Annotated in this window: 4 protein-coding genes; all 4 read left to right on the forward strand. The window is 69.3% G+C overall.

Going from position 1 to position 3,161, the window contains the following annotated elements; all coding sequences use genetic code 11:
• The first annotated feature begins 413 nt into the window (after positions 1–413).
• Positions 414–719 (forward strand): 50S ribosomal protein L21, encoded by a 306-nt coding sequence (gene rplU, locus G6016_RS14435; protein ID WP_182633315.1) that lies wholly within the window; start codon positions 414–416, stop codon positions 717–719.
• A 69-nt stretch (positions 720–788) separates the two neighbouring features.
• Positions 789–1,052, forward strand: coding sequence for a 50S ribosomal protein L27 (gene rpmA / locus G6016_RS14440; RefSeq protein ID WP_182633316.1), 264 nt, complete (start codon positions 789–791; stop codon positions 1,050–1,052).
• Between the two features lie 153 nt (positions 1,053–1,205).
• Positions 1,206–2,666 (forward strand): GTPase ObgE, encoded by a 1,461-nt coding sequence (gene obgE / locus G6016_RS14445; protein ID WP_182633317.1) that lies wholly within the window; start codon positions 1,206–1,208, stop codon positions 2,664–2,666.
• Positions 2,663–3,161 (forward strand): glutamate 5-kinase (proB, locus tag G6016_RS14450; RefSeq protein ID WP_182633318.1); only part of this gene is annotated, 499 nt, incomplete at its 3' end. The genes obgE and proB, both read left to right, overlap by 4 nt.

Raw genomic sequence — 3,161 nt, forward strand, 5'->3', positions numbered from 1 at the left:
GCGGCCGACACCGCCGCGACCGCCGCATCGCAGGCAGCGCCCGAGGCCCCGGCCCCCAAGGTCGAGGCCACGGCGCTGGCAGAGGCGCCGACCGCAGTGGTCGCTGAGCCGCGTAAGCGGCCAGAACGCCGTCGTGCGACACGGTCCACCACCGCGCCCGAGGAAGCCTGAGACCCACGGTTACGGGTCCGGCGGCGGGGCCGGTTTGACCTGCTGTGCCGCCGGGCCGTAACCTTGACAAGTCGCTCGTCGCGGCGCTATATCGCCGCGCAATGAGTCGTGGGCCGGTCCCTTTCAGGGATCGGGGCCTCACGAACCAGGCCGATGAGAGTCGGCGAGCAAGTAAGAACACCGCACACACGGTGTGGTCGTCATGCGCGGCCACACACCCGAGAAGCAAGGGGAAGCCCTCCATGTACGCGATCGTCAAGACCGGCGGCAAGCAGTACAAGGTCGCCGAAGGGGACCACGTCAAGGTCGAGAAGATCGAGGGCGAGGCCGGAACCTCCGTGTCGCTGTCCCCGATCCTCGTCGTCGATGGTGCTTCGGTCACCTCCGATTCGGACGCCCTGGCCAAGGTCACCGTCTCCGCCGAGATCGTCGAGCAGACCAAGGGTCCCAAGATCCGGATCCACAAGTTCAAGAACAAGACCCGCTACCACAAGCGTCAGGGCCACCGTCAGAAGCTGACGGTCGTCAAGATCACCGGTATCAAGTAATTCCGTCTCGGCCGCCTGCAGGCCACCAGCTCAGCGCCTTCGGGCGTATTCCCTGAAGGAGGGACTGACATGGCAAGTAAGAAGGGCGCATCCAGCACCCGTAACGGTCGTGACTCCAACGCGCAGCGCCTCGGCGTGAAGCGCTTCGGCGGCCAGGAAGTCAACGCCGGCGAGATCCTGGTCCGCCAGCGCGGCACCAAGTTCCACCCGGGCGTGGGCGTCGGCCGTGGCGGCGACGACACGCTGTTCGCTCTCTCCGCCGGTGCGGTGGAGTTCGGCACCAAGCGCGGCCGCAAGACCGTCAACATCGTGCCTGCCGGCGCCGAGGCCTGACCCGGTAGCCACCCACAGTCACATTCGCCCTCGGGGGCCGGGCGGGGTCTGATGACCCCACACCCGGCCCCCGAGAGCATTTGTTGGGCAGAATCAATACACACGATCACCGCCTGACACACCGTCCGTTCACCACCGGGAGGAATCCACACCATGTCGAGATTCATCGACCGCGTCGTCCTCCACCTCGCGGCAGGAGACGGCGGCAACGGCTGCACCTCGGTGCACCGCGAGAAGTTCAAGCCGCTCGGCGGCCCCGACGGCGGCAACGGCGGCCGCGGCGGCGACGTCGTCCTGGTGGTCGACCCCCAGGTACACACGCTTCTCGACTTCCACTTCCGACCCCACGCCCGCGCGGGCAAGGGCCAGCCCGGAATGGGCGGCAACCGCAACGGTGCCAACGGCGACGACCTCGTGCTGTCGGTTCCGCCGGGCACCGTCGTGATCGGCCCCGACGGCGAGCCGATCGCCGACATGGTCGGTGCGGGCACCCGGTTCGTCGTGGCCCAGGGCGGCAAGGGTGGACTGGGCAACGCCGCACTCGCCTCGCGCTCACGCAAGGCCCCCGGCTTCTCGCTGCTGGGCGAGCCCGGCGACATCTATGACGTCACCCTCGAACTCAAGTCGATGGCCGACGTCGGTCTGGTCGGCTTCCCGTCCGCAGGAAAGTCGTCGCTGATCTCGGTGATCTCGGCGGCCAAGCCCAAGATCGCCGACTACCCGTTCACCACCCTGGCGCCCAACCTCGGTGTGGTCTCGGTGGGAGATGACACCATCACCGTCGCCGACGTGCCCGGCCTCATCCCCGGCGCCAGCGACGGTCGCGGACTCGGGCTGGACTTCCTGCGCCACATCGAACGCACCGCCGTCCTGGCGCACGTCGTGGACTGCGCGAACCTGGAGTCCGGCCGCGACCCGATCTCGGACGTGGACGCGCTCGAGGCCGAGCTCGCCGCCTACCAGTCCGAGCTGGCCGATGCCGGAATGGGCGACCTCGCGGATCGTCCCCGCGTGGTGGTGCTCAACAAGATCGACGTGCCCGACGCCGCCGACATGGCGGAGATGGTGCGGGGCCACTTCGAGGACCGTGGCTGGCCCGTCTTCGCGATCTCCGCGGTGGCACACAAGGGGCTCGACGAGCTCAAATACGGCCTGTATGAGCTGGTCAAGGCTCACCGTAAGGCCAACCCGCCGGCCGCGCCGGAGCGGATCGTCATCCGGCCCAAGGCCGTGGACGCCGACCAGTTCGAGATCCGTCGCGACCCGGACGAGCCGGGCGGCTACATCGTCTCCGGCGTCAAGCCCGAGCGGTGGGTCCGCCAGACCGACTTCGCCAACGACGAGGCGGTGGGCTTCCTCGCCGACAGGCTCGCCCGCCTCGGCGTGGAGGAAGCGCTCATCAAGGCCGGCGCCGAGGAAGGCTGCGCGGTCACCATCGGCGACGTCTCGTTCGAGTGGGAGCCGCAGACCCCCGCCGGTGTCGACCTCATGCGGATCGGCCGCGGAACCGACATGCGTTTCGAGTCCTCCGAGCGTGCCGGTGCCGCCGAGCGCAAGTACCGCAAGCACGTCCGTCGCGGTCTGATCGACCCGGACGAGGAGCTCCCCGAGTGACCGTCGAGGCGGAACTCCGCCGCCGAGTCGGGACCGCTCGCCGTGTGGTGGTGAAGATCGGCTCGTCCGCCATCACCAGTTTCCACGGCGGGATCCGGCGCGCCGAGCTCGACGCACTCGCCGACGTGTGCCAGTCCCGCATGGCCGCCGGCTCGGACGTGTTCGTCGTGTCCTCCGGCGCGATCGGCGCGGGCATGGCGCCGCTGGGGATGACCGCGCGCCCCTCGACCCTGTCGTCCAAGCAGGCCGCCGCGAGCGTCGGCCAGCTCGAGCTCGCCCGCGCCTGGGGAGACTCGTTCGCCCGCTATGACCGGGTGGTGGGGCAGGTGCTGCTCACCGCCGCCGACATCGGGCGCCGGGACAGCGCCGCCAATGCCCAGCGCACCCTCGATCGACTTCGGTCCCTGGCCGCGGTCCCGGTGATCAACGAGAACGACACGGTTGCCACCAACGAGATCCGGTTCGGCGACAACGACCGGCTCGCCGCCCTGGTCG

Source organism: Dietzia aerolata (genome assembly GCF_014144865.1).
GTDB lineage: Bacteria > Actinomycetota > Actinomycetes > Mycobacteriales > Mycobacteriaceae > Dietzia > Dietzia aerolata.

Excerpts from the sequence above, each read along its gene's own strand:
- rplU (WP_182633315.1), top strand. The coding sequence starts at position 414 with ATGTACGCGATCGTCAAGACCGGCGGCAAGCAGTACAAGGTCGCCGAA.
- rpmA (WP_182633316.1), top strand. The coding sequence starts at position 789 with ATGGCAAGTAAGAAGGGCGCATCCAGCACCCGTAACGGTCGTGACTCC.
- obgE (WP_182633317.1), top strand. The coding sequence starts at position 1,206 with ATGTCGAGATTCATCGACCGCGTCGTCCTCCACCTCGCGGCAGGAGAC.